Source organism: Agrobacterium radiobacter (assembly GCF_040801995.1).
GTDB classification, from domain to species: Bacteria; Pseudomonadota; Alphaproteobacteria; order Rhizobiales; family Rhizobiaceae; genus Agrobacterium; species Agrobacterium radiobacter.
The window spans coordinates 2,515,562-2,535,308 of the sequence record NZ_JBEGHX010000001.1 but is presented as its reverse complement, the minus strand read 5'-3'; the positions used below and the strand labels follow the sequence as shown (position 1 = coordinate 2,535,308).

The 19,747-nt window shown below is 56.2% G+C and carries 22 protein-coding genes; 12 read left to right on the top strand and 10 right to left on the bottom strand.

Annotated elements, in window-relative coordinates:
• Positions 1-50: 50 nt before the first annotated feature.
• The 4 genes from MRBLRC7O_RS12485 to MRBLRC7O_RS12470 are packed head-to-tail and all read right to left on the bottom strand — an operon-like array spanning position 51 to position 2,786.
• Positions 51-416 (bottom strand): helix-turn-helix domain-containing protein, encoded by a 366-nt coding sequence (locus tag MRBLRC7O_RS12485; protein WP_003505345.1) that lies wholly within the window; start codon positions 414-416, stop codon positions 51-53.
• Positions 413-982, bottom strand: a complete 570-nt coding sequence (locus tag MRBLRC7O_RS12480; protein WP_003505344.1) for a Smr/MutS family protein — start codon at positions 980-982, stop codon at positions 413-415. The genes MRBLRC7O_RS12485 and MRBLRC7O_RS12480 overlap by 4 nt, the downstream gene beginning before the upstream one ends.
• Entirely contained in the window at positions 982-2,091 is a 1,110-nt protein-coding gene (mltA, locus tag MRBLRC7O_RS12475; protein ID WP_003505343.1) for a murein transglycosylase A, read from the bottom strand. The genes MRBLRC7O_RS12480 and mltA overlap by 1 nt, the downstream gene beginning before the upstream one ends.
• Positions 2,088-2,786 carry a Tim44/TimA family putative adaptor protein gene (locus MRBLRC7O_RS12470; protein WP_003505341.1) on the bottom strand — a complete coding sequence of 233 codons (699 nt, stop codon included), beginning with the start codon at positions 2,784-2,786 and terminating at the stop codon, positions 2,088-2,090. Before MRBLRC7O_RS12470 ends, mltA begins: the two co-directional genes overlap by 4 nt.
• A gap of 140 nt (positions 2,787-2,926) precedes the next feature.
• Here MRBLRC7O_RS12470 and MRBLRC7O_RS12465 point away from each other — a divergent pair, with 140 nt between their 5' ends.
• Together MRBLRC7O_RS12465 and secB are read left to right on the top strand one after the other, a co-directional pair.
• Entirely contained in the window at positions 2,927-3,475 is a 549-nt protein-coding gene (locus MRBLRC7O_RS12465; protein WP_003505340.1) for an FxsA family protein, read from the top strand.
• Positions 3,476-3,577: 102 nt separating this feature from the next.
• Positions 3,578-4,060, top strand: coding sequence for a protein-export chaperone SecB (gene secB, locus MRBLRC7O_RS12460; protein WP_003505339.1), 483 nt, complete (start codon positions 3,578-3,580; stop codon positions 4,058-4,060).
• A 98-nt stretch (positions 4,061-4,158) separates the two neighbouring features.
• Here secB and dnaQ read toward each other — a convergent pair whose 3' ends face one another.
• From dnaQ to MRBLRC7O_RS12435, 5 genes are read right to left on the bottom strand one after another with little or no spacing between them, the layout of a single operon-like run.
• Positions 4,159-4,857 (bottom strand): DNA polymerase III subunit epsilon, encoded by a 699-nt coding sequence (dnaQ, locus tag MRBLRC7O_RS12455; RefSeq protein ID WP_003505337.1) that lies wholly within the window; start codon positions 4,855-4,857, stop codon positions 4,159-4,161.
• Positions 4,850-5,458 (bottom strand): dephospho-CoA kinase, encoded by a 609-nt coding sequence (gene coaE, locus MRBLRC7O_RS12450; protein WP_080866502.1) that lies wholly within the window; start codon positions 5,456-5,458, stop codon positions 4,850-4,852. Before coaE ends, dnaQ begins: the two co-directional genes overlap by 8 nt.
• On the bottom strand, positions 5,458-6,318 hold the full coding sequence (locus MRBLRC7O_RS12445; protein ID WP_003505333.1) for a shikimate dehydrogenase: 861 nt from the start codon (positions 6,316-6,318) through the stop codon (positions 5,458-5,460). The genes coaE and MRBLRC7O_RS12445 overlap by 1 nt, the downstream gene beginning before the upstream one ends.
• Positions 6,311-6,910: a Maf-like protein gene (locus tag MRBLRC7O_RS12440; RefSeq protein WP_003505332.1), complete on the bottom strand. Its 600-nt coding sequence runs from the start codon at positions 6,908-6,910 to the stop codon at positions 6,311-6,313. The genes MRBLRC7O_RS12445 and MRBLRC7O_RS12440 overlap by 8 nt, the downstream gene beginning before the upstream one ends.
• A 31-nt stretch (positions 6,911-6,941) precedes the next feature.
• Entirely contained in the window at positions 6,942-7,763 is an 822-nt protein-coding gene (locus MRBLRC7O_RS12435) for a pyruvate, water dikinase regulatory protein (protein ID WP_003505331.1), read from the bottom strand.
• 409 nt (positions 7,764-8,172) lie between these two features.
• Here MRBLRC7O_RS12435 and hemE point away from each other — a divergent pair, with 409 nt between their 5' ends.
• The 8 genes from hemE to MRBLRC7O_RS12395 all read left to right on the top strand — a co-directional run bounded on the left by hemE (position 8,173) and on the right by MRBLRC7O_RS12395 (position 16,921).
• A complete protein-coding gene (hemE, locus tag MRBLRC7O_RS12430; RefSeq protein ID WP_003505329.1) occupies positions 8,173-9,207 on the top strand; it encodes a uroporphyrinogen decarboxylase in 1,035 nt (344 codons plus the stop codon).
• Positions 9,204-9,749 carry a protoporphyrinogen oxidase HemJ gene (gene hemJ, locus MRBLRC7O_RS12425; RefSeq protein ID WP_003505328.1) on the top strand — a complete coding sequence of 182 codons (546 nt, stop codon included), beginning with the start codon at positions 9,204-9,206 and terminating at the stop codon, positions 9,747-9,749. The genes hemE and hemJ overlap by 4 nt, the downstream gene beginning before the upstream one ends.
• A 185-nt stretch (positions 9,750-9,934) precedes the next feature.
• The gene (gene rho, locus MRBLRC7O_RS12420) at positions 9,935-11,200 is read left to right on the top strand and encodes a transcription termination factor Rho (RefSeq protein ID WP_004444236.1); all 1,266 of its coding nucleotides are present in this window, start codon (positions 9,935-9,937) and stop codon (positions 11,198-11,200) included.
• 87 nt (positions 11,201-11,287) lie between these two features.
• Positions 11,288-12,619 (top strand): tRNA uridine-5-carboxymethylaminomethyl(34) synthesis GTPase MnmE, encoded by a 1,332-nt coding sequence (mnmE, locus tag MRBLRC7O_RS12415; RefSeq protein WP_162690833.1) that lies wholly within the window; start codon positions 11,288-11,290, stop codon positions 12,617-12,619.
• 63 nt (positions 12,620-12,682) lie between these two features.
• Positions 12,683-14,566 (top strand): tRNA uridine-5-carboxymethylaminomethyl(34) synthesis enzyme MnmG, encoded by a 1,884-nt coding sequence (gene mnmG / locus MRBLRC7O_RS12410; RefSeq protein WP_080866500.1) that lies wholly within the window; start codon positions 12,683-12,685, stop codon positions 14,564-14,566.
• 11 nt (positions 14,567-14,577) lie between these two features.
• Entirely contained in the window at positions 14,578-15,195 is a 618-nt protein-coding gene (gene rsmG / locus MRBLRC7O_RS12405) for a 16S rRNA (guanine(527)-N(7))-methyltransferase RsmG (RefSeq protein ID WP_367727435.1), read from the top strand.
• A 19-nt stretch (positions 15,196-15,214) separates the two neighbouring features.
• Entirely contained in the window at positions 15,215-16,009 is a 795-nt protein-coding gene (locus MRBLRC7O_RS12400; protein ID WP_003505322.1) for a ParA family protein, read from the top strand.
• A gap of 30 nt (positions 16,010-16,039) precedes the next feature.
• On the top strand, positions 16,040-16,921 hold the full coding sequence (locus MRBLRC7O_RS12395) for a ParB/RepB/Spo0J family partition protein (protein WP_003505321.1): 882 nt from the start codon (positions 16,040-16,042) through the stop codon (positions 16,919-16,921).
• A gap of 59 nt (positions 16,922-16,980) precedes the next feature.
• On the opposite strand, the gene MRBLRC7O_RS12390 is transcribed toward MRBLRC7O_RS12395, so the two are convergent.
• Positions 16,981-17,190 (bottom strand): DUF1674 domain-containing protein, encoded by a 210-nt coding sequence (locus MRBLRC7O_RS12390; RefSeq protein WP_003505320.1) that lies wholly within the window; start codon positions 17,188-17,190, stop codon positions 16,981-16,983.
• Positions 17,191-17,306: 116 nt separating this feature from the next.
• Here MRBLRC7O_RS12390 and htpX point away from each other — a divergent pair, with 116 nt between their 5' ends.
• Together htpX and MRBLRC7O_RS12380 are read left to right on the top strand one after the other, a co-directional pair.
• The gene (gene htpX / locus MRBLRC7O_RS12385) at positions 17,307-18,272 is read left to right on the top strand and encodes a zinc metalloprotease HtpX (RefSeq protein WP_080866498.1); all 966 of its coding nucleotides are present in this window, start codon (positions 17,307-17,309) and stop codon (positions 18,270-18,272) included.
• Entirely contained in the window at positions 18,269-19,654 is a 1,386-nt protein-coding gene (locus MRBLRC7O_RS12380) for an RsmB/NOP family class I SAM-dependent RNA methyltransferase (protein ID WP_003505318.1), read from the top strand. Before htpX ends, MRBLRC7O_RS12380 begins: the two co-directional genes overlap by 4 nt.
• Positions 19,655-19,747 lie beyond the last annotated feature (93 nt).

Below are 19,747 nucleotides of genomic sequence, written 5' to 3'. Positions count from 1 at the left end.
CAAAGGCCGCATGCTTCAGGATGCTGAATAAAGCAGGGGATAGAGGGGTTTCAATCGCAAGAACGGCTTTTTTGCAGCAAGGCTGACAGTTCCTCTACCACACTCGGCGGCAGCTTGCGAATATCCCGTGCGAGACGGTTGGCGAAAGCCGTATATTGCGGCGGCAGGCCGACGGTGTCGATCACCACTTTCGGGTCGGACGAGCCGGCCAGAAAGAACAATTCCTCCGCCTCGTCCCAGATGATGTTGAAATATCCGGCGATACGCTGCAGCAGATCGAAGCTCGGCTTTCCACGCTTGCCATGCTCGAGCGCCGAAAGATAAGCCGGCGACACGCCGATAGCGGCGGCCATTTGTTTCTGCGTCACGCCCTTGCGTTCACGAAGCTGCCGCACTGCCTCCGCAAAGGGCGTCATGACTTTTCACCCCGCCGACGCGCCAGCCGCACATAAAGAGCGCCGTCGCCGCCGTGATTGGCGGATGCATCCTCATAGGATGAAATCAGGTGGCGGTATTCCGGTTTGGAAAACCACATGGGCACCGCCCTTTTCAACGCGCCATCGCTACCAATGGAACGCCCCTTGCCCGTTATGACGAGCACATGCCTGAGACCACGTTCATGCGCGCGCAACAGAAAATCAAGCAGCACCGCATGGGCTTCGCTCTGGAACATACCGTGAAGATCGATCCGCCCTTCCAGCGGTAGCCGGCCACGGGTGAGCTTGCGCTTGACCGGTTTTTCCATCGGCTGATGAATTTTCGGCTTTTTGTCCGGAGCCGCTGATGGCGGCTCGGCCGGCTCCGCAAGCATGCGCGGAAAGCTGCTTTTGCCGGTCTGGGAAACCTCGGGTTCAACCAGAGGCTCCTCCATGTCCTCGAAAGCCAGCAAATCTTCCAGTCTGCCGGAGATCGGCCGCGTGGTTTTTGCGACCTTTCCCCACAGAATGCGCTCTTCCTTGCCGAGCTTGCGACTGCTCTTCATCACCGATACCTCTCCGCAGCAACCCGCGGTATCAGTATATAAAAGTCGGCCTCATTGCGCACCGTACCGGCAAGCTCTCCTGCTTCGAAACCGGAGCCGGTGAAGATATCGCCACGGGCCGGGCCGACAATGGCTGAACCCGTATCGAGCGCCAGCATAAGCCGCGCAAAAGGTTTTCCGTCATCGAGATGAGTTAGCGACGGTGAATGGATGAAGAAGGGAAGCCCGAACGTGTGGATGAGCCTGTCCACCGCAAGCGCGCGCGCGGCGACAAGCGGCACCTTTGCGGCGGCAATCGGCCCCATATCCTGATCAGCGACATCCGCCTCCCGGAAAAAAATATAGGAGCGGTTATGCCATAGCACCCCATCCACCTTGTCGGGATGGTCAGCGAGCCATTTGCGGATCGTCTGCATCGATACGGTTTTCGGATCAAGTTCCCCGCGATCGAGAAGCAGACGGCCAATCGGGGAAAAAGCATGCCCGGCCTTGGCCGCATAGGTAATGCGCTTTACCGCGCCGTCAGGAAAAACCAGACGTGCCGCCCCCTGCACATGGACGAAAAACAGGTCGACCTTCGATTTCGCCCAGGCAATCTCAAGGCCCCTGCCCTCCAGATGCCCTTCATCGATCGCCTGGCGGTCGGGAAAATAGGAAATACCGTCCTCGTCCGCCCCGCCGAAAGCATAGGACGGATCGAAGCCAGCGGGCCGATTGGTATCGTCGATATCCACCAGTTCGGGCGGCCGGCGGTAAATCGGATAACGCCAGATGTCGTCGGGTTCAGATGACACTTCCAGTTCGGGTTCGTAAAAAGCGGTTACGAAACCGCTTTTTCCCGGAGCCGAAGAAATCCTGAAAGGCACGCAATTGGTTTCGAAAAACCGGCGCGCCTGTTCCGGACTTTTTGCTGGGTTTTTCTCAGCATTTTCCAGAAGCGAAACAAGTTCCGCCGCCGTGACCCCGAGCGCGCCGGTCCTGTAGGGTTTTGCGTTCCGAAGATGCGACAGGATTGTCGCCATCGCGGGAAAAAGCTTGCCCGGATCGTCTTGCCGCCATCCGGGCAGGTCGCTGAAAGAAACTTCCTCGATCGAATAGGGCGCGGTCATTGCTCGGATTCAGTAGCGATCAGCTTCCAGTTCGGATCACGCGAGCGGATATCGCGCGAGAAGGTCCAGATATCATCCACCTCCGCAACCGTATCCGGATCGCCATCCACCAGCTTGCCGTCCTTGTCATAGGTCGCCGAAATCAGCTGGCTGATGATCCTCAAGGTGATCTGCACTTCGGAATCGCGCACACCGGCCTGGGTAATATCTGCTTTCTCGATGCCCACGAAGGTGGACTTCACCACCTCGCCACGACCTTCACGCTCGGAAATCGCCGCTTCGAAACCATCGAAAACCTCCTTCGACAGAAGGTTCTTGAGCGTCTTGCGATCCCCATCGGCAAAACCCATGACGATCATTTCATAAGCCATGCGAGCGCCGTTCAGGAATTCCTTGGGACCGAAGGACGGGTCCCTGGTCATCACCTCACGCAGCGATGCATTGAGTGGGCTATCGACGGGCGCTAGCGCATCCGCCTCGGCAAAGCGGTTCTCATCCTCTGCCTCGCTGCGTTTCGGCAAGGTCACGACCTTGTTATCATCTGCAACGGGGCCCTTTGCCACATCTCGCGGGCTATAGGGGTCGAATGGCGGCTTCTCATTGCCCGTGCGGCGGCCAAGGACACTGCGCAGCTGAAAGAAGATCAGCACCGCTGCAACGAGAAAAAACAATGTGATAAAGTCGCTAAAGCCCATGTTTTACCAAAACCGCCATTTAAATTCGAAAACCTCACCATCATATAGTCTGCATCTTATCATCATTCAAATGTGCAGATTCAATCATCGGTGTCCCGGGAACCGGCAATCTGCCAGAGATGCACACGCAAGGCTAGAAGATGCGTTTTTCCTTTCTCCCCATCGTCATCCTGATGATGCCCATTCTCGAAATTGCCGGCTTCATTATCGTCGGCAAAGCGATCGGCTTGTGGCTGACATTGGCGCTTGTCCTGTTCACGTCGTTTCTGGGGCTCCTGATCCTACGTCTCGGCGGCATCGGCATGGTGAGAAACCTTCAGGATGCGGGCCGCACCGGCGCGCAGCCGGCGGATGAACTGGTGAATGGCGCCATGCGCGTCGTTGCCGGGATCCTGCTTATCATTCCCGGCTTCATTACCGACATTCTCGGCCTTCTGCTTCTGTCTCCGATCGTACGGCGGTTTTTCTGGAAAGCCTTCGGACCGCGGGTCGTCGTTGCGGGTTCGTTTCGGCAATCCGGCCAGCAATCCGGTCCTCAGCCCGGTGATTTTTCCGGCTTTCGCAACGGTCCGGGACATGCCGGCAATTCGAAGGTGGTGGATCTCGACGAGGAGGAGTTTCACCGCGAGGAGCCAAAGGGTTCCCCATGGTCGCGCAAACCTGATGATCGCGACCTGCCCAAACCCTGATCTCGGGCGGAATGGATCGCGATGACCCGATCACGAAGGGTTGTAAGCCCCGGGTCGAAATGATAGACCGCCTTCCACGAATTCACGCCGTGAGGAAACGTAATGACCGCTGAAAATGGTGCACAGGGCGCAGTAAGTCCTTCCCTCAACATTCTTGCCCAGTACATCAAGGATCTTTCCTTCGAAAATCCGGGTGCTCCCCGTTCGCTTCAGGCCCGTGAGAATGCGCCTTCGATCAACATCAATGTCAACGTCAACGCAAACCCGATCTCCGGCTCGGATTTCGACGTTGTCCTGACGCTGAATGCGGAAGCCAAGGATGGCGACAAGGTCCTGTTTGCGGCCGAGCTGGTTTATGGCGGCGTGTTCCGCATTGCCGGTTTCCCGCAGGAGCATATGCTGCCGGTGCTGTTCATCGAGTGCCCGCGCCTGCTCTTCCCCTTCGCCCGCCAGATCATCGCCGACGTCACCCGCAATGGCGGCTTCCCGCCGCTGATGATCGACCCGATCGATTTCGCGCAGATGTTTGCGCAGCGCGTTGCCGAAGAACAGGCCAAGGCCCAGGTTCACGCCGTGCCGAACTAAGCGGCGCCCAAGGCCCTACATTGCAGATAAAACAAAACCCGGGTTCTTCGCCCGGGTTTTTCTTTGGCCAGAGTTCCATTTCAACGCCTCAGCAGGCGTCAATTCTGGTAGCGGTTCCAGATCGCCTTGTCGCCCATGCCGAGAACGAGCTTGCCATGGGCCGCCACCGTTTCCGCATCCAGTCTTGAGGGCAAGGGGCTCGGTCTTTGCAGCGGCGCAAGCGGCACATCATCCTCAATGACAATGGTTTCCTGCTTGGCGGCGGAACCGAAGCCGAGCGCCGTCTGCCGCCCGCCGATCATTTCAATATAGACTTCGGCCAGCAGTTCGGAGTCGAGAAGTGCGCCGTGCTTGGTACGGTGGGAATTATCGATGCCGTAACGCCGGCAAAGCGCATCCAGCGAATTCGGCCCCATGGGGTGCTTGCGGCGGGCAAGCGAAAGCGTGTCCGTCACCAGATCGGCGGACACCGGTTCGATGCCGAGGCGAGCGAATTCGGCATTGATGAAGCCCATGTCGAATGTGGCATTATGCGCCACCCAGCGCGCACCATCGAAGAAGTCACGAATCTGGTCGACGACCTCGGCGAATTTCGGTTTGTCTTTCAGAAACTCGTCGGTAATGCCGTGAACGGCAAGCGCGTCGGGATGAACCTTGCGATCTTCAGGGCTGATATAGAGATGCAGCGTGCGGCCGGTGGGAAAGTGGTTGATCAGCTCGATACCGCCGATTTCAATCACGCGGTCCAGCTTCGATTCAAGGCCTGTGGTTTCCGTATCGAAAATGATCTCACGCATTCATCTCTCCGCGGCGCGACTCAGCGGCCAGTTTCTGCAATATCTCTCTTACCTGATCCCGTGCTGCTTCGACACCACTTCCGGAATCGACGATAAAATCGGCACGCCGGCGCTTTTCCGCATCGGGCGTCTGTCGGGCGAGGATCATTTCGAATTTCTCTTCCGTCATGCCGGGTCGGGACAAAACCCGCTCTCGCTGAATCTCCGGCGCACAACTTACCACCACGACTTTATCGACGCGATTTTCCGCCCCGGTTTCGAACAGCAGGGGAATATCGAGGAGGGCGAATTGCCGATCGTCTTTCCTTGCTGCAGCCAGAAAGGCTTCCTGCCTCTTGCGCACCAGCGGATGCACGATCTCTTCCAGTCTACCAAAATTAGCCGGATTCTCCCGCAAGACATCGCCGAGTTTCTGCCTGTCCACCACACCGGAAACGGTGGTACCCGGAAAGGCTGCCTCAATCAGCGGAGCGGCTTCGGTCCGGTATAGCCCATGCACGACCTCATCCGAATCGAGAACCGGAACCCCTTCCCCCGCGAACAGCTTGGCGGTCGTCGTTTTCCCCATTCCAATCGAGCCGGTGAGACCGATGACGATCATCAATGTTTCTCCATGTCCTCGATGATGAGAGAACGCAGGGTTTCATCGACCTCAGGCATTTTGCCGAACCATCGCATGAAACCGGGTTTTGCCTGATGAAGCAGCATGCCCAATCCGTCGACCGTCGTAATGCCTTGCTCTTCCGCCATCTTCAGGATCGGGGTCTTCAAAGGCACATAGACGATATCGGTCACGACGGCCTGGGCGGCCAGCGGCGAAAAATCAAGATGCGGCGCTTCCGTTCCATCCATGCCGAGCGATGTCGTGTTCACGAAAAGCCCGGCGCCCTGCATTGCCTCATGAAGCGCTGCCTGGGGATGGGAAAAGACCCGCGGTCCAAAACGGTCGGCCAGTTCACGCGCACGTTCGACGGTACGATTGAGGACGTGGATTTCGGCAATACCGCGATCACGCAGGGACTGAATGACTGCCCGGCTTGCGCCGCCGGCACCCAAAACCACGGCCCGCTCGGCCTTGTCCCAGCCCGGATGACGTTCATCGAGATTGGCGACGAAACCGTAACCATCCGTATTGGTGGCGCGAAGACTGCCCTCCTCCATCCAGACAGTGTTGGCGGCACCGAGTTCTTCCGCCAGAGCATCGGGTTTATCTGCCAGCCGATAGGCCGCTTCCTTATGGGGAATAGTGACATTGCCGCCGACGGGTGTGCCCGGCTTGCCTTCCTTCAGCACTGCAATGAAATTCGTGAAATCATCAGGAGAGACTTCAACGGCCTTATACGAACCGGCAATCCCGAATTTCTTCAACCAGTAAGAATGGATAATAGGCGACCGCGAATGCTTGATCGGGTAACCGACAACGAAGGCATTTATGGTTAATGTTTCACGTGAATCAGCCATCGATGACATCCATGTCGCGCAGTTTCGATAAAAGCGGCAGAAGCGGCAGACCTAGAATGGTGAAATAATCGCCCTCGATTGAGGTGAATAGCTGGATTCCCTCTCCCTCAAGCTGGTAAGCGCCGACACTGCTCAAGGCCTTTTCGCCCACCCGTTTCAGGTGACGGGAGACAAATTCTGCACTTAATGTTCGAACGCCTAGCTCGGCGCTGGAAACGGTCTGCCACACCACCTCTCCATGCCGGACGAGAACGGCAGCGCTGTTCAGACGATGGACCTTGCCGGACAATGAGAGCAGATGCGCTTCGGCCTCCACTATCGTTTTTGGCTTGTGATAGACACGGGCACCAAGCGCCATGGTCTGGTCGCAGCCAAGAACCAGTGCTTCCGGATGGAGCGCGCCAACCGCAAGAGCCTTGGCCCTGGCAAGTTCCAGTGCGACCTCTTCCGGGCTGGCGCCGTCTCGTTCCAGCTGCTCATCGAGCGCACGCTCATCAATATCCGCCGGGATTGCCGAAAATGTCAGCCCCGCATTGCGCATCAGCATCTGGCGGGATGCGCTGGACGAGGCGAGGATCAACTCTTGTTTCATCGACTGTCTGCTCCGAATGGTGCGATCCGGATTATCGCGTCCTCGAGCGGAGGGCAAGGATGGCTGCGGCCGTTTCCTCGATGGAGCGGCGTGTGACATCAATCAGCGGCCAATTATTGCGGGCGCAGAGCGCGCGCGCATATTTCAGCTCTTCCATGATGGTGGCGCGATCCGTGTAACGCCCGCTGTCAAATCCGCCCGTCGCGCCCAACTCCCGGTTTTCACGCACCTGCGATATACGATCCGATGTCGCGACCAGACCCACAATCAGCGGCCGGGTGGCGGCATAGAGGCTTTCCGGCAAAGGCACATTGGGAACAACCGGAATATTGGCAGTCTTTATTCCCCTGTTGGCGAGATAGATGCTGGTTGGTGTTTTTGATGTGCGGCTGATGCCGATGATAACAATATCAGCCTCGTCATAGGTTTCCGGCATTTGCCCATCATCATGATCCATGGCGAAATTGAGCGCCTCGATCCGGGCAAAATAATCCGCATTCAACGCGTGCTGCGCGCCCACCCGCCGTCGGGACGGCGCACCGAGATAAGTCTGGAAAATACCAATGATCGGTTCGAGGACGTTGACGCAGGGCACCCCGATCGCATGGCACCGCAGATCCAGGAACTCGGCCAGCTGCTGATCGACGATGGTATAGAGGACGATACCCGGCTCCTTGTCGATGAGGTCGACCACCTGCGCGAGCTGTTTCTGGTTTCGGATCATCGGATAGACATGTTCCACCGGCATTGAGGCGTGAAACTGGGCCGAGACGGCACGACCGGCCGACATCAGAGTCTCGCCGGTTGAGTCCGAAATCAGGTGCAGATGGAAGAAGCTTTTTTTGTTCTCCACGCTGTTTTTCTCCCGCTGTTGATAAACCGGGACAAATCCCCGAATTGCCCTGCGGGTCGAACCGCGCCGTGAATAAAGTGGTGTTTTTCCACAATCCGCAAGTGGCTTCAATCATCGCCGGCGCGCCTGTGAATTATTTGAAGAATGTGGAGTTGTTCAAAAATTCTCCCCAGATTATCCACAGATATGCGGTTTTCTGGTTCGGCGGTAACTAAATGAAATAATTTAGTAAATTGTCGTTTTCCGAATTATCTACGAGCAAGCACATCGACAATATCCTCAGGTACCTGATGGGCCTTGCAACTGCGGCATTTCGACTGGAATGATTTTAATCCTTGCTACTCACAGACTCTAAGAAATAGAAAATCTTTTAAATCTCTTTGATTTTATTTTTTAGAAGCTAGGTGCCATGAGCGAACGCAAGGTTATGACGGTGTTGAACGGGCAGACGGTCGCGCCGCCGCCCATTTGGCTGATGCGACAGGCTGGGCGCTATCTTCCCGAGTATCGGGAAACGCGGAAGAGTGCCGGAAGTTTCCTCGATCTCTGTTATAACCCCGAGCTGGCAACGGAGGTCACTCTCCAGCCCATTCGCCGGTTCGGGCTGGATGCCGCAATTCTCTTTTCCGATATTCTGGTGATACCCGACGCGCTCCACCGCAACGTCTCTTTCAGCGAAGGCAAAGGTCCTGCCATGGACCCGATCGATGTCAGTGGTATCGAGAAGCTGGATGCCGCAAATGTCATGGCGCATCTTTCGCCCGTTTTCGAAACCGTCTCCCGTTTGCGTAAGACCTTGCCGGAGGAAACGACGCTTCTCGGCTTTTGCGGCGCGCCCTGGACGGTTGCGACCTACATGATCGCGGGACATGGAACACCGGATCAGGCTCCGGCGCGGCTGTTCGGTTATCAGGAGCCGGCCGCTATGGAAAAGCTGCTGGCTTTTCTTGCCGATGTTTCCGCCGATTATCTGGTGGCGCAGATCGACGCCGGCGCCGATGCGGTTCAGATTTTCGATTCCTGGGCCGGTGTGCTCGGTGAAAAGGAATTCGAAGACTATGCGATAAAGCCGGTCGCTCGCATTATCGCATCGGTGCGCGCCCGCCGGCCCTCTGCAAAGATCATCGCCTTCGCCAAAGGAGCTGGTTATCTTCTCAAAGATTATCGCCGCAAGACGGACGCCGACGCCATCGGGCTCGATTGGTCTGTGCCGCTCGGTTTCGCCAGAGACTTGCAGAAGGAAGGCCCTGTGCAGGGCAATCTGGACCCCATGCTGATGGTGGCCGGCGGCAAGGCCTTGCAGGATGGCATCGATGCCGTGCTGCAGGCGCTGGGACAGGGTCCGCTGATCTTCAATCTGGGCCATGGCATTACCCCCCAGGCTGACCCGGAAAACGTGACCCGGCTGGTGCAGCGCGTGCGCGGCGGCGGAGCCGGGGCATGAGCGACGAAAAACAAACCTCCGCCCCTTCCGGCAACCGGGCGGCTGCGCGCGCCGGCATCGCGCTTGGCGTCTTTGCCGCTTTCGTCGCCCTGTTATTTTATGCCGATCCGGCCGATCTTTATCTCTGGATCAAGGCGCTGCATATCATCGCCGTGATTTCCTGGATGGCGGCAATTTTTTACCTGCCGCGGCTTTTCATCTACCACACCGATGCGCCCGCCGGTTCGCCGCAATCCGAAACCTTCAAGGTCATGGAGCAACGGCTGATCAGGGTCATCATGAACCCGGCAATGATGATATCCTGGACGTTGGGGCTTTATCTCGCATGGTCGGTTTATGGTTTTTCCGGCGGCTGGCTGCATGCAAAAATCGGGCTGGTGGTGCTTTTGACAGCGACGCATGTTTATTTCACCCGCAGTGCGAAGCGTTTTGCGCGGGATGAAAATACAAGACCTGCCCGTCACTGGCGGTTGATGAATGAAGTTCCGACCCTGCTGATGATCCTGATTGTCATACTTGTGGTTGTGAAACCCTTCGGTTAAGACGATGCGACGATAAATTTCGCGGAATTCGTGCTTTCCTCTTGCAGCGGCCGTGTTCAGTCGCTATTTTCGGACCACTCATCTTCGTGGCATGTGAATTATTCAGTCATCTGCGGTATCTCCCACAGCATCTGATTCGCGAACACGCCCTCCCCCAAATTACATTATCAAACGGTCTTTCCTTCATGGCTGAAATGAAGCTTCAGGAACTTAAGAGCAAATCGCCTACCGACTTGCTGACTTTTGCTGAATCCCTGGAAGTTGAAAATGCGAGCACCATGCGCAAGCAGGAGCTTATGTTCGCAATCCTCAAGGTTCTCGCGAGCCAGGACATCGAAATAATCGGCGAAGGCGTCGTTGAAGTCCTGCAGGACGGGTTCGGATTCCTGCGTTCTGCAAATGCAAACTATCTGCCCGGTCCGGACGATATCTATATTTCGCCCTCGCAGATCCGCCGGTTCTCGCTGAAGACCGGTGATACCGTTGAAGGCCCGATCCGCGGCCCCAAGGAAGGCGAGCGTTATTTCGCACTTCTCAAGGTCAACACGATCAATTTCGACGATCCTGAAAAGATCCGCCACAAGGTTCACTTCGACAATCTGACGCCGCTCTACCCGAATGAGCGCTTCAAGATGGAACTGGATGTTCCGACCTCGAAGGACCTGTCGTCGCGTGTGATTGATCTTGTCGCGCCGCTCGGCAAGGGCCAGCGCGGTTTGATCGTGGCGCCGCCGCGCACCGGTAAGACGGTTCTGCTGCAGAACATCGCCCATTCCATCACGGCAAACCATCCGGAATGCTATCTGATCGTTCTCCTGATCGATGAGCGTCCGGAAGAAGTGACCGACATGCAGCGTTCGGTGAAGGGCGAGGTTGTTTCCTCTACCTTCGACGAGCCGGCAGTCCGTCACGTGCAGGTCGCTGAAATGGTCATCGAAAAGGCGAAGCGCCTGGTCGAACACGGCCGCGACGTTGTCATCCTGCTCGATTCCATCACCCGTCTTGGCCGCGCCTACAACACGGTTGTTCCCTCCTCCGGCAAGGTCCTGACTGGTGGTGTGGATGCCAATGCCCTGCAGCGCCCGAAGCGTTTCTTCGGCGCTGCTCGTAATATCGAGGAAGGCGGTTCGCTGACGATTATCGCCACGGCGCTGATCGATACCGGCAGCCGTATGGACGAAGTCATCTTCGAAGAGTTCAAGGGTACCGGCAACTCGGAAATCGTGCTTGACCGCAAGGTTGCCGACAAGCGTATCTTCCCGGCTCTGGATATTCTCAAATCCGGTACGCGTAAGGAAGACCTGCTGGTGCCGCGCCAGGATCTGCAGAAGATTTTCGTTCTTCGCCGCATTCTCGCGCCGATGGGAACGATGGACGCCATCGAATTCCTGATCGACAAGCTGAAGCAGACAAAGAACAATTCGGATTTCTTCGAATCGATGAATACCTGATCCGAACTTTTAGCCGGATTCATCATAAGATCTGTAAAGCCGTATCCGTTCACTCGGATGCGGCTTGACTGTTTTAGACCGAGGTAAATGATGCCAGCTTCCGCCGATACGATCTATGCGCTTTCCAGCGGTGCCTTGCCTGCTGGCGTCGCTGTTCTCAGGATCAGCGGGTCGGGGGCTTTTGATGCCTTGAAGATGCTGACGGGTCGGGACCTTCCATCACCACGAAAGACCACGCTCTGCTCGATTCGGAATCGAAACAATGAGGTGATCGACCAGGCGCTGGTAATTGCTTTTCCAGCGCCAAATTCTTTCACCGGTGAGGATTGCGTCGAAATTCATAGCCACGGCAGTCGCGCGGTTATGGCTTCGATTTTTACCGAACTCGAAAACCTCAGTGGATTTCGACCCGCTGACGCTGGCGAATTTTCCCGTAGAGCCTTCGAGAACGGGAAGATGGACCTCCTTGAGGTCGAAGGTCTGGCAGACCTGTTGCAAGCCGAAACGGAAATGCAGCGACGGCTGGCGGTGGAACAGAGCACCGGCAAATTATCGGCACTCTATGATGGCTGGGCCAGTCGCCTGACGCGGGCTCGCGCCCTTATAGAAGCGGAACTGGACTTTGCAGACGAAGAGGATGTTCCGGATTCGGTGGCTACACAGGTCTGGGACGCAGTGGCGCAGTTGCGCGGGGAAATCCGTGATCATCTCCAGGGAGGCGGAAGTGGCGAAATCATTCGTGACGGGTTCAAGGTTGCGCTCGTTGGCGAACCGAACGCGGGCAAATCCACCCTCTTGAATGCCCTGAGCGGCCGAGACGTTGCGATCGTTACCGACATTGCCGGCACGACGAGAGATGTCTTGAGTGCCGATATCAATCTGGAAGGATATTTGGTCAGGATATTTGATACGGCAGGAATACGGGAAACAATGGATATCGTGGAACTGGAAGGCGTGCGGCGTGCGGTTCTGACGGCTGAAACGGCAGATCTTATTCTGCTGCTGCAAGATAATGATTCGATCCCGAAACAATCTCTCGAATCATTCAAAAATCCGAGCTATCTACGGGTCAGAACAAAAACTGCACTTCATCCCGCTATATTGGACGATGAATTTGATTTGTCTATCTCAGCCAAAGAAGGGATAGGCCTGAACGAATTGCGTTGGGTGCTTAAGCGGGAAATAGAAAAACGCGTCGGCGCGGGCCAGACTTTGGTTCCTGCCCGTGCCCGCCATAAAAAACGACTTGAAGAGACGCTGAACTATGTTAGTGATGCGCTCAATTCCGCGACCCCAGACCTTGCTATAAGGTCGGAATATTTGAGGCTCGCCGCCACATCGCTCGGACGGATCACCGGCCGTGTTGATGTGGAAGATTTGCTGGGCGTGATCTTCTCGGAATTCTGCATAGGAAAATGATTCACGTGAAACATCGGCGGCTGAGACCGGGATGTTGATGCTGACGGAACAGGGCGCAAGGATATGCACCAGTCATTCGATGTCATTGTAATTGGTGGTGGTCACGCGGGCAGCGAAGCCGCAGCCGCGGCTGCAAGGCACGGTGCAAAGACCGCCCTTGTGACCCACAAGCGCGAGACGATTGGCGTCATGTCCTGCAACCCCGCTATTGGCGGTCTCGGCAAGGGGCATCTCGTTCGTGAGATCGATGCGCTGGATGGTTTGATGGGCCGCGTTGCCGATGCGGCGGGTATCCAGTTCCGCATGCTCAATCGCAAGAAGGGTCCCGCTGTTCGCGGGCCGCGCACACAGGCCGATCGACGGCTTTATCGCGAGGCGATGCAGCGTGAAATCGATGCGATTGAAAACCTGACGATTATTGAGGGCGATGCTTTCGATATTGAAATGGACGATGATCGGGTCGCGGCGGTTATCATGAAAAACGGTAGCCGGATTCCTTGCGGCGCCGTCGTGCTGACGAGCGGCACCTTCCTGCGTGGTCTCATTCATATCGGTTCCGAAAAGATTCCGGCGGGGCGCGTAGGAGAAATGCCGTCTCTAGGTCTCTCGGACACGCTCTCGCGGCTCGGTCTTGTTATGGGTCGTCTGAAAACAGGGACCCCGGCCCGACTGGACGGACGTACGATTGACTGGAATGCGGTGGATCGCCAGGCGGCTGATGAGGATCCCGTACCGTTTTCCTTCATGACGGATCGTATTGTTAATCCCCAGATCGAATGCGGCGTCACTCGCACCACGCCGGCTGGTCACAATATTATCAAGGACAATATTCATCTATCGGCAATGTACTCCGGTCAGATCGAAGGGGTTGGTCCGCGTTATTGCCCGTCAATCGAAGACAAGATAACCCGTTTCGGCGAGCGGGACGGTCACCAGATATTTCTCGAGCCGGAAGGCCTCGATGATCACACTATCTATCCGAACGGCATATCGACTTCCCTGCCCGCTTCCGTGCAGGAGCAATTTATCAGGACGATACCCGGGCTTGAACAGGTTACAATTCTTCAGCCTGGTTATGCGATAGAATATGATTATGTCGATCCGCGCGAGCTGAAGCCGTCTCTGGAATGCCGCAAGATTCCGGGGCTGTTTCTTGCCGGCCAGATCAACGGCACGACCGGTTATGAAGAAGCGGGTGCCCAGGGCCTCGTGGCCGGTCTGAACGCTTCGCTTTATGCGGGCGATGCTGATCCAGTCTATTTCAGCCGCACCGAATCCTATATCGGTGTCATGATCGATGACCTGACGTCAAAGGGTGTCAGTGAACCCTACCGGATGTTTACATCAAGAGCGGAGTATCGCCTCTCGCTGCGCGTGGATAATGCGGATCTGCGACTTACACCCGTCGGCCAGATGGCGGGCATTGTCGGTCGTGAGCGGCAGGAACGGTTTGCAAAGTTCATTTCCGATCTGGATCGTGGTCGTGAGTTGATGAAGGCAATCTCCATCAGTCCGTCCCAGGCGGCAAAACAGGGATTGAAACTAAATCAGGACGGCCAGCGCCGTTCCGTTTATGAATTACTCGCCTATCCTGATATGACGTTGGAGACCCTCACCGGACATTGGCCTGAATTGGGCGCGCTTGGCAGGAAAGTCGCCGAAGTCTTGCAGATCGAAGCGAGCTATGCGGTCTATATGCAGAGGCAGAGCGCTGATATCGTTGATATCAAACGGGATGAAGACAGGAAAATTCCCGACGATTTCGACTTTAAGGACCTCTCCGGCCTCTCCAATGAGCTTAAACAAAAGCTGGAAAAAGCCCGTCCCGAAAATATTGCGCAGGCCGCCCGTGTTGACGGCATGACACCGGCTGCGATATCGCTGCTGCTCGCGCTTCTGCGGAAGGACTCCGCAACGCGAAATGAAAAATTGCGCATGCACCAATAGCGAGTCGGATTATGAAGATAAACGGCCAGAGTGTTTCACGTGAAACACAGGAGAGGCTCGAACATTTTGTCGAGCTTTTTAAGAAGTGGAACAGAACCACAAATCTGGTCGCGCCCTCCACTCTCACCGAGCTTTGGAGCCGGCATGTCGCCGACAGCGCGCAGATATTTCAGCTCTCCCCTCGGCCAAAAAACTGGATTGATCTTGGAAGCGGCGGCGGATTCCCTGGCGTCGTCACTGCAATTTTTCTGGCTGAGCTTGGCGATGGCTGGGTCGATCTCGTTGAAAGCAACAATAAAAAAGCGGCATTCCTGCGAATTGCACTGAAGGAAACCGGTGCAAGAGGTGCGGTACATCCTGTCAGGATCGAGAGGGCACCCGAAGTCATCAAGAATTGCGACGCCGTTTCAGCGCGCGCGCTCGCCGAACTGGACCTGCTTTTCGATTATATTCACCCCTTGGCGCGGAATAATCCAAATCTGAAGGCCTATTTTAATAAAGGCCGGGATTATGATTCCGAAGTGCAGAAAGCACATGGTCGCTGGGAGTTTGATCTGGTAAAACATCAGAGTGCCATTGAGGCAGATTCTGTTGTTCTTGAAATCAGCAACCTCGTTTTGAGGCGCTGACGAACTGGCCAGGTGCGGTATGACTTTTGAAAAAAACCGGATTATCGCAGTTGCTAACCAGAAAGGCGGCGTTGGTAAAACAACCACCGCCATTAATCTGGCTACCGCGCTGGCGGCTATTGGTGAGCGGGTGCTGATCGTGGATCTGGACCCGCAGGGTAATGCGAGTACCGGCCTTGGAATCGACCGCAAGGAGCGCAAGCTTTCGTCTTATGATCTTCTGGTGGGAGATCATGGAGTCGCGGAAGTCGCTGTTCCCACGGCAGTTCCTAATCTTGATATTGTGCCCTCCACAATGGATCTGCTCGGTTTCGAGATGCAGGTCGCGAATGTTTCCAACCGCGTTTTTCTGTTGCGCGCAGCCATGGAAACACAGGAAGCCAGAGGCTATTCCTATATTCTCGTTGATTGCCCCCCTTCTTTCAATCTTCTGACTATGAATGCGATGACGGCGGCGCATTCTGTACTCGTGCCGCTGCAATGCGAGTTCTTTGCGCTGGAGGGCCTTAGTCAGCTGCTGGACACCGTCAGTCAGATTCGCGGGTCTGTCAATCCGCAGCTTGATATACAGGGCATCGTTCTGACGATGTTCGATGCGCGGAACAATCTTGCGCAACAGGTTGTGTCAGATGTACGCACGCATCTTGGAGAAAAGGTTTACCACACGCTCATTCCACGCAACGTGCGTGTTTCCGAAGCGCCTTCTTATGGTAAACCGGCAATTCTTTACGATCTGAAATGCGCCGGCAGCCAGGCCTATTTGCAGCTGGCGTCCGAAGTGATCCAGAGAGAGCGTCTGCGTAAAGCCGCCTGACGTTTGCCGGAATGTATGGAGTAATATCTTATGAGTGATGATCTTTCCAAGCGTCGGCTGGGGCGCGGTCTTGCTGCATTGATCGGAGAAATGGATCAACCAGTGCCGGTGGGTGAGCCTCAGCGTGCTGTTAATGCTGACCGTACCATTCCGATCGAATTCATCGCTCGCAGCCAGAGAAACCCCCGTCGTCATTTCGATGAGAATGAGCTGCAGGATCTGGCCGCCTCCATTCGTCAGCACGGAATTGTTCAGCCTGTGGTCGTGAGAACAGTTGGAGTCAACCGCTACGAGATTATTGCGGGTGAAAGACGCTGGCGCGCGGCGCAGCTGGCGGGCTTTACCGATGTCCCTGTCATCGTTCGCGACGTGGATGATCGCACGGCTCTGGAATTGGCGATTGTCGAAAACGTACAGCGTTCAGACCTCAATCCGCTTGAAGAAGCGATGGGGTATGAACAGCTGATTGCCGAACACGGCTATACGCAGAATGATCTCGGCGAAATCATCGGCAAGAGCCGAAGCCACGTTGCCAATAGCCTTCGGCTTCTCAAGCTTCCAGATCCGGTACGTGATATGCTGGCGGATGGTTCGCTTTCCGCAGGTCACGCGCGTGCGCTTGTTTCCACATCCGATCCGGCGACGCTTGCCAAAACAATCGTGTCCAAGGGACTTTCGGTGCGTGATGCCGAGCGCCTGGCGCAGAACGATATCAAGTCGCAGGGTGATGTAGCGGAGAAGCGACCTGCTGCGGAAAAAGATTCCGACACGATCGCGCTCGAACGCAGCCTGTCCGATGCTCTCGGACTCGATGTGAAGATCAGCCACAAAGGTGGATCCGGGCAAATCCGCATCGGTTACCGGACGTTGGAACAGCTTGAAGCGGTATGCCGCCTTCTGGAGCAGAAGTAGTAACTAATTGTTTTTAATTATAAAATACCCGCCAAAGGCGGGTATTTTTATTTGTGGGCTCAAAAATCGATGGCCCGGCCTTTTATTTCGTAATCACCGAAACGCACAGGTTCAGCGCCACCGCGACCGCCGGTTTCCGGCGGCAATTGCAGATCGGCCTGTTGTCTGCGCCGTTCTTCTGCTTCCTTCAAAGCCCGTTGCGCCGCCGGCGAAAGCTGCTTGGCCCTTTCTGCGCCGTCCGTGGCATTGTCATTATCCGCATTCTGCATGAAATCCTCCCTATGACGGGATATTGAAATACGTTTGCCGCTTACCAGATTATATAATCTGATGGGCTTTATAAACCCCGGAATATTCCCGGTGAGTGAGAAGGAGAGTTTAACGGATGAACATGATGCGCACGGCAATGCTTCTGGCCTTCATGACCGCATTGTTCATGGGTGTCGGTTTTCTGATTGGCGGCAAGGGCGGCATGATGATTGCGCTGCTTATTGCGGCCGGTATGAATCTTTTCTCCTACTGGAATTCTGACAAGATGGTCCTCGCCGCCTATCATGCGCGGGAGATTGATGAGGCCAATGCGCCTGAGTTTTTTCATATGATCCGCGATCTGTCGCAGAATGCCGGTCTACCAATGCCAAAGGTCTATATTTACGACAGCCCGCAGCCCAATGCCTTCGCGACTGGACGAAATCCGCAGAACGCCGCTGTTGCGGCTTCCACCGGATTGCTGGAGCGGCTAACTCCTGAGGAAGTGGCCGGTGTCATGGCGCATGAACTCGCACATGTGCAGAACCGGGATACGCTGACCATGACAATCACCGCCACGCTGGCGGGTGCCATTTCCATGCTCGGCAATTTTGCCTTCTTCTTCGGCGGCAACCGGGAGAACAACAACAACCCGTTGGGCTTTATCGGTGTGCTGGTCGCGATGATTGTCGCGCCGCTGGCGGCAATGCTGGTGCAGATGGCGATCAGCCGCACGCGTGAATATTCCGCCGACCGCCGCGGCGCGGAAATCTGTGGCAACCCGCTCTGGCTTGCCTCCGCCCTGCAGAAGATTTCGGGCATGGCGCAGCGCATTCACAATGATGATGCCGAGCGCAACCCGGCGACGGCGCATATGTTCATCATCAATCCGCTTTCCGGCGAGCGCATGGACAATCTCTTTTCCACGCATCCGAACACGGAAAACCGCGTGGCGGCGCTGCACGCCATGGCGCAGGAGTTTTCTCCGCGAGGATCGACGCCGCCGTCCTCGGGTGATAGACCTCTGCGCAAATCAGGCTCTGTTCCCAAAACAGGCTGGGGACGAGACAATGAAAACGAGCGCAAGGGGCCGTGGTCTTGACATCCGATATTCAGAATAAGCCGGCGCGGTCCAGAAAACCGAGACCTGCAAATGGGAGGGGCCGTGAAGACGGCCCTTCGTCTTTCCAGGATAAGCCAGGCCTTGCCGCGCGCATTGCCGCCACCCGCATTCTGGCGGCCGTTCTGGAAAAGAAGACCTCGCTGGACGGGATGCTTGATAACGAAAACGGCAATCCCGTCTATCGAGCCCTGTCGCTTGCCGACCGGGCGCTGGTAAGGGCCATCGTCAACAGCGCGCTTCGCCACCTGCCCCGGATTGAAACGGCATTGTCGATGCTGCTCGATGGGCCGCTGCCGCAGGGCGCGCGATCGCTGCACCACGTCCTTGTCGTCGGTGCAGCCCAAATGCTCTACCTCGATGTGCCGGATCATTCCGCTGTCGACCTCGCCGTGGAGCAGGCTCACCGTGATCCGCGCAACAAGCGTTTCGTCAAGCTGGTGAATGCCGTTCTCAGAAGGCTCGGTCGTGAAAAAGCGGAGATCGAAAAGGCTGTCGCCGATGTTCCCGTGCTGCCGGACTGGTTCTATGCGCGGCTTGTTTCGGCTTACGGAAATGAAGCAGCTCAAAGGATTTCGCAGGCGCAGCTGACACCCTCCTCCATTGATCTCACGATCAAGGCGGATCCCGCTCTTTGGGCGGAGAAACTGGGCGGTACGCTCATGCCGAACGGCAGCGTGCGACTGGGTGAATTCGAGGGACAAATCCCATCGCTCGAGGGTTTTGCCGAGGGTGCATGGTGGGTGCAGGATCTTGCGGCGAGCATGCCTGTCAGGTTACTGGGCGATATCTCCGGCAAGCGTGTCGCCGATCTCTGCGCGGCCCCGGGCGGCAAGACCGCCCAGCTTGCGCTGGCGGGCGCCAGGGTGACGGCGCTGGATCAGTCCGGCAACCGTCTTCGTCGCCTCAGGGAAAATCTCGATCGACTTGGCCTAAATGCCGAGACGGTGGAGGCGAATATGCTGAAGTACCAGCCGGAACAGCTTTTTGACGCGGTTCTCCTTGATGCGCCATGTTCTTCCACCGGGACACTTCGCAAACATCCTGATGTCTGCTGGACCAAGGATGAGAACGATATCGCCAAATTGGCCGCTCTTCAGGGCCAGATGCTGCGGCAGGCGCTGACCCTTGTTGGTCCCGGCGGTCTCGTGGTCTTCTCCAATTGCTCGCTTGATCCTTCCGAAGGGGAGGAGATGATTGCCGAGGTTCTGGCGGAAAATCCCGGCGTGGAGCGTGTTGCCGTCCGCCGCGAGGATTGGCCCGGAATGGAAGCGGCTATCAGCGCCGATGGCGATCTTCGTACGACGCCTGATATGTTCGGCGGCGTCGATGGGTTTTTTAGCAGTGTCTTGCGTAAGAAGTAGAAAAAAGCCAAGCTCTCGCGAATCATTAGATATTTATCGAAAACGTTCCGGTCGTCGCGGTTCACTGATAAAAACAAAACATGTGAAACGGGA

Coding starts and splice junctions, on each gene's coding strand:
- MRBLRC7O_RS12485 (WP_003505345.1), bottom strand. CDS start 416: ATGACGCCCTTTGCGGAGGCAGTGCGGCAGCTTCGTGAACGCAAGGGC.
- MRBLRC7O_RS12480 (WP_003505344.1), bottom strand. CDS start 982: ATGAAGAGCAGTCGCAAGCTCGGCAAGGAAGAGCGCATTCTGTGGGGA.
- mltA (WP_003505343.1), bottom strand. CDS start 2,091: ATGACCGCGCCCTATTCGATCGAGGAAGTTTCTTTCAGCGACCTGCCC.
- MRBLRC7O_RS12470 (WP_003505341.1), bottom strand. CDS start 2,786: ATGGGCTTTAGCGACTTTATCACATTGTTTTTTCTCGTTGCAGCGGTG.
- MRBLRC7O_RS12465 (WP_003505340.1), top strand. CDS start 2,927: ATGCGTTTTTCCTTTCTCCCCATCGTCATCCTGATGATGCCCATTCTC.
- secB (WP_003505339.1), top strand. CDS start 3,578: ATGACCGCTGAAAATGGTGCACAGGGCGCAGTAAGTCCTTCCCTCAAC.
- dnaQ (WP_003505337.1), bottom strand. CDS start 4,857: ATGCGTGAGATCATTTTCGATACGGAAACCACAGGCCTTGAATCGAAG.
- coaE (WP_080866502.1), bottom strand. CDS start 5,458: ATGATCGTCATCGGTCTCACCGGCTCGATTGGAATGGGGAAAACGACG.
- MRBLRC7O_RS12445 (WP_003505333.1), bottom strand. CDS start 6,318: ATGGCTGATTCACGTGAAACATTAACCATAAATGCCTTCGTTGTCGGT.
- MRBLRC7O_RS12440 (WP_003505332.1), bottom strand. CDS start 6,910: ATGAAACAAGAGTTGATCCTCGCCTCGTCCAGCGCATCCCGCCAGATG.
- hemE (WP_003505329.1), top strand. CDS start 8,173: ATGAGCGAACGCAAGGTTATGACGGTGTTGAACGGGCAGACGGTCGCG.
- hemJ (WP_003505328.1), top strand. CDS start 9,204: ATGAGCGACGAAAAACAAACCTCCGCCCCTTCCGGCAACCGGGCGGCT.
- rho (WP_004444236.1), top strand. CDS start 9,935: ATGGCTGAAATGAAGCTTCAGGAACTTAAGAGCAAATCGCCTACCGAC.
- mnmE (WP_162690833.1), top strand. CDS start 11,288: ATGATGCCAGCTTCCGCCGATACGATCTATGCGCTTTCCAGCGGTGCC.
- mnmG (WP_080866500.1), top strand. CDS start 12,683: ATGCACCAGTCATTCGATGTCATTGTAATTGGTGGTGGTCACGCGGGC.
- rsmG (WP_367727435.1), top strand. CDS start 14,578: ATGAAGATAAACGGCCAGAGTGTTTCACGTGAAACACAGGAGAGGCTC.
- MRBLRC7O_RS12400 (WP_003505322.1), top strand. CDS start 15,215: ATGACTTTTGAAAAAAACCGGATTATCGCAGTTGCTAACCAGAAAGGC.
- MRBLRC7O_RS12395 (WP_003505321.1), top strand. CDS start 16,040: ATGAGTGATGATCTTTCCAAGCGTCGGCTGGGGCGCGGTCTTGCTGCA.
- MRBLRC7O_RS12390 (WP_003505320.1), bottom strand. CDS start 17,190: ATGCAGAATGCGGATAATGACAATGCCACGGACGGCGCAGAAAGGGCC.
- htpX (WP_080866498.1), top strand. CDS start 17,307: ATGAACATGATGCGCACGGCAATGCTTCTGGCCTTCATGACCGCATTG.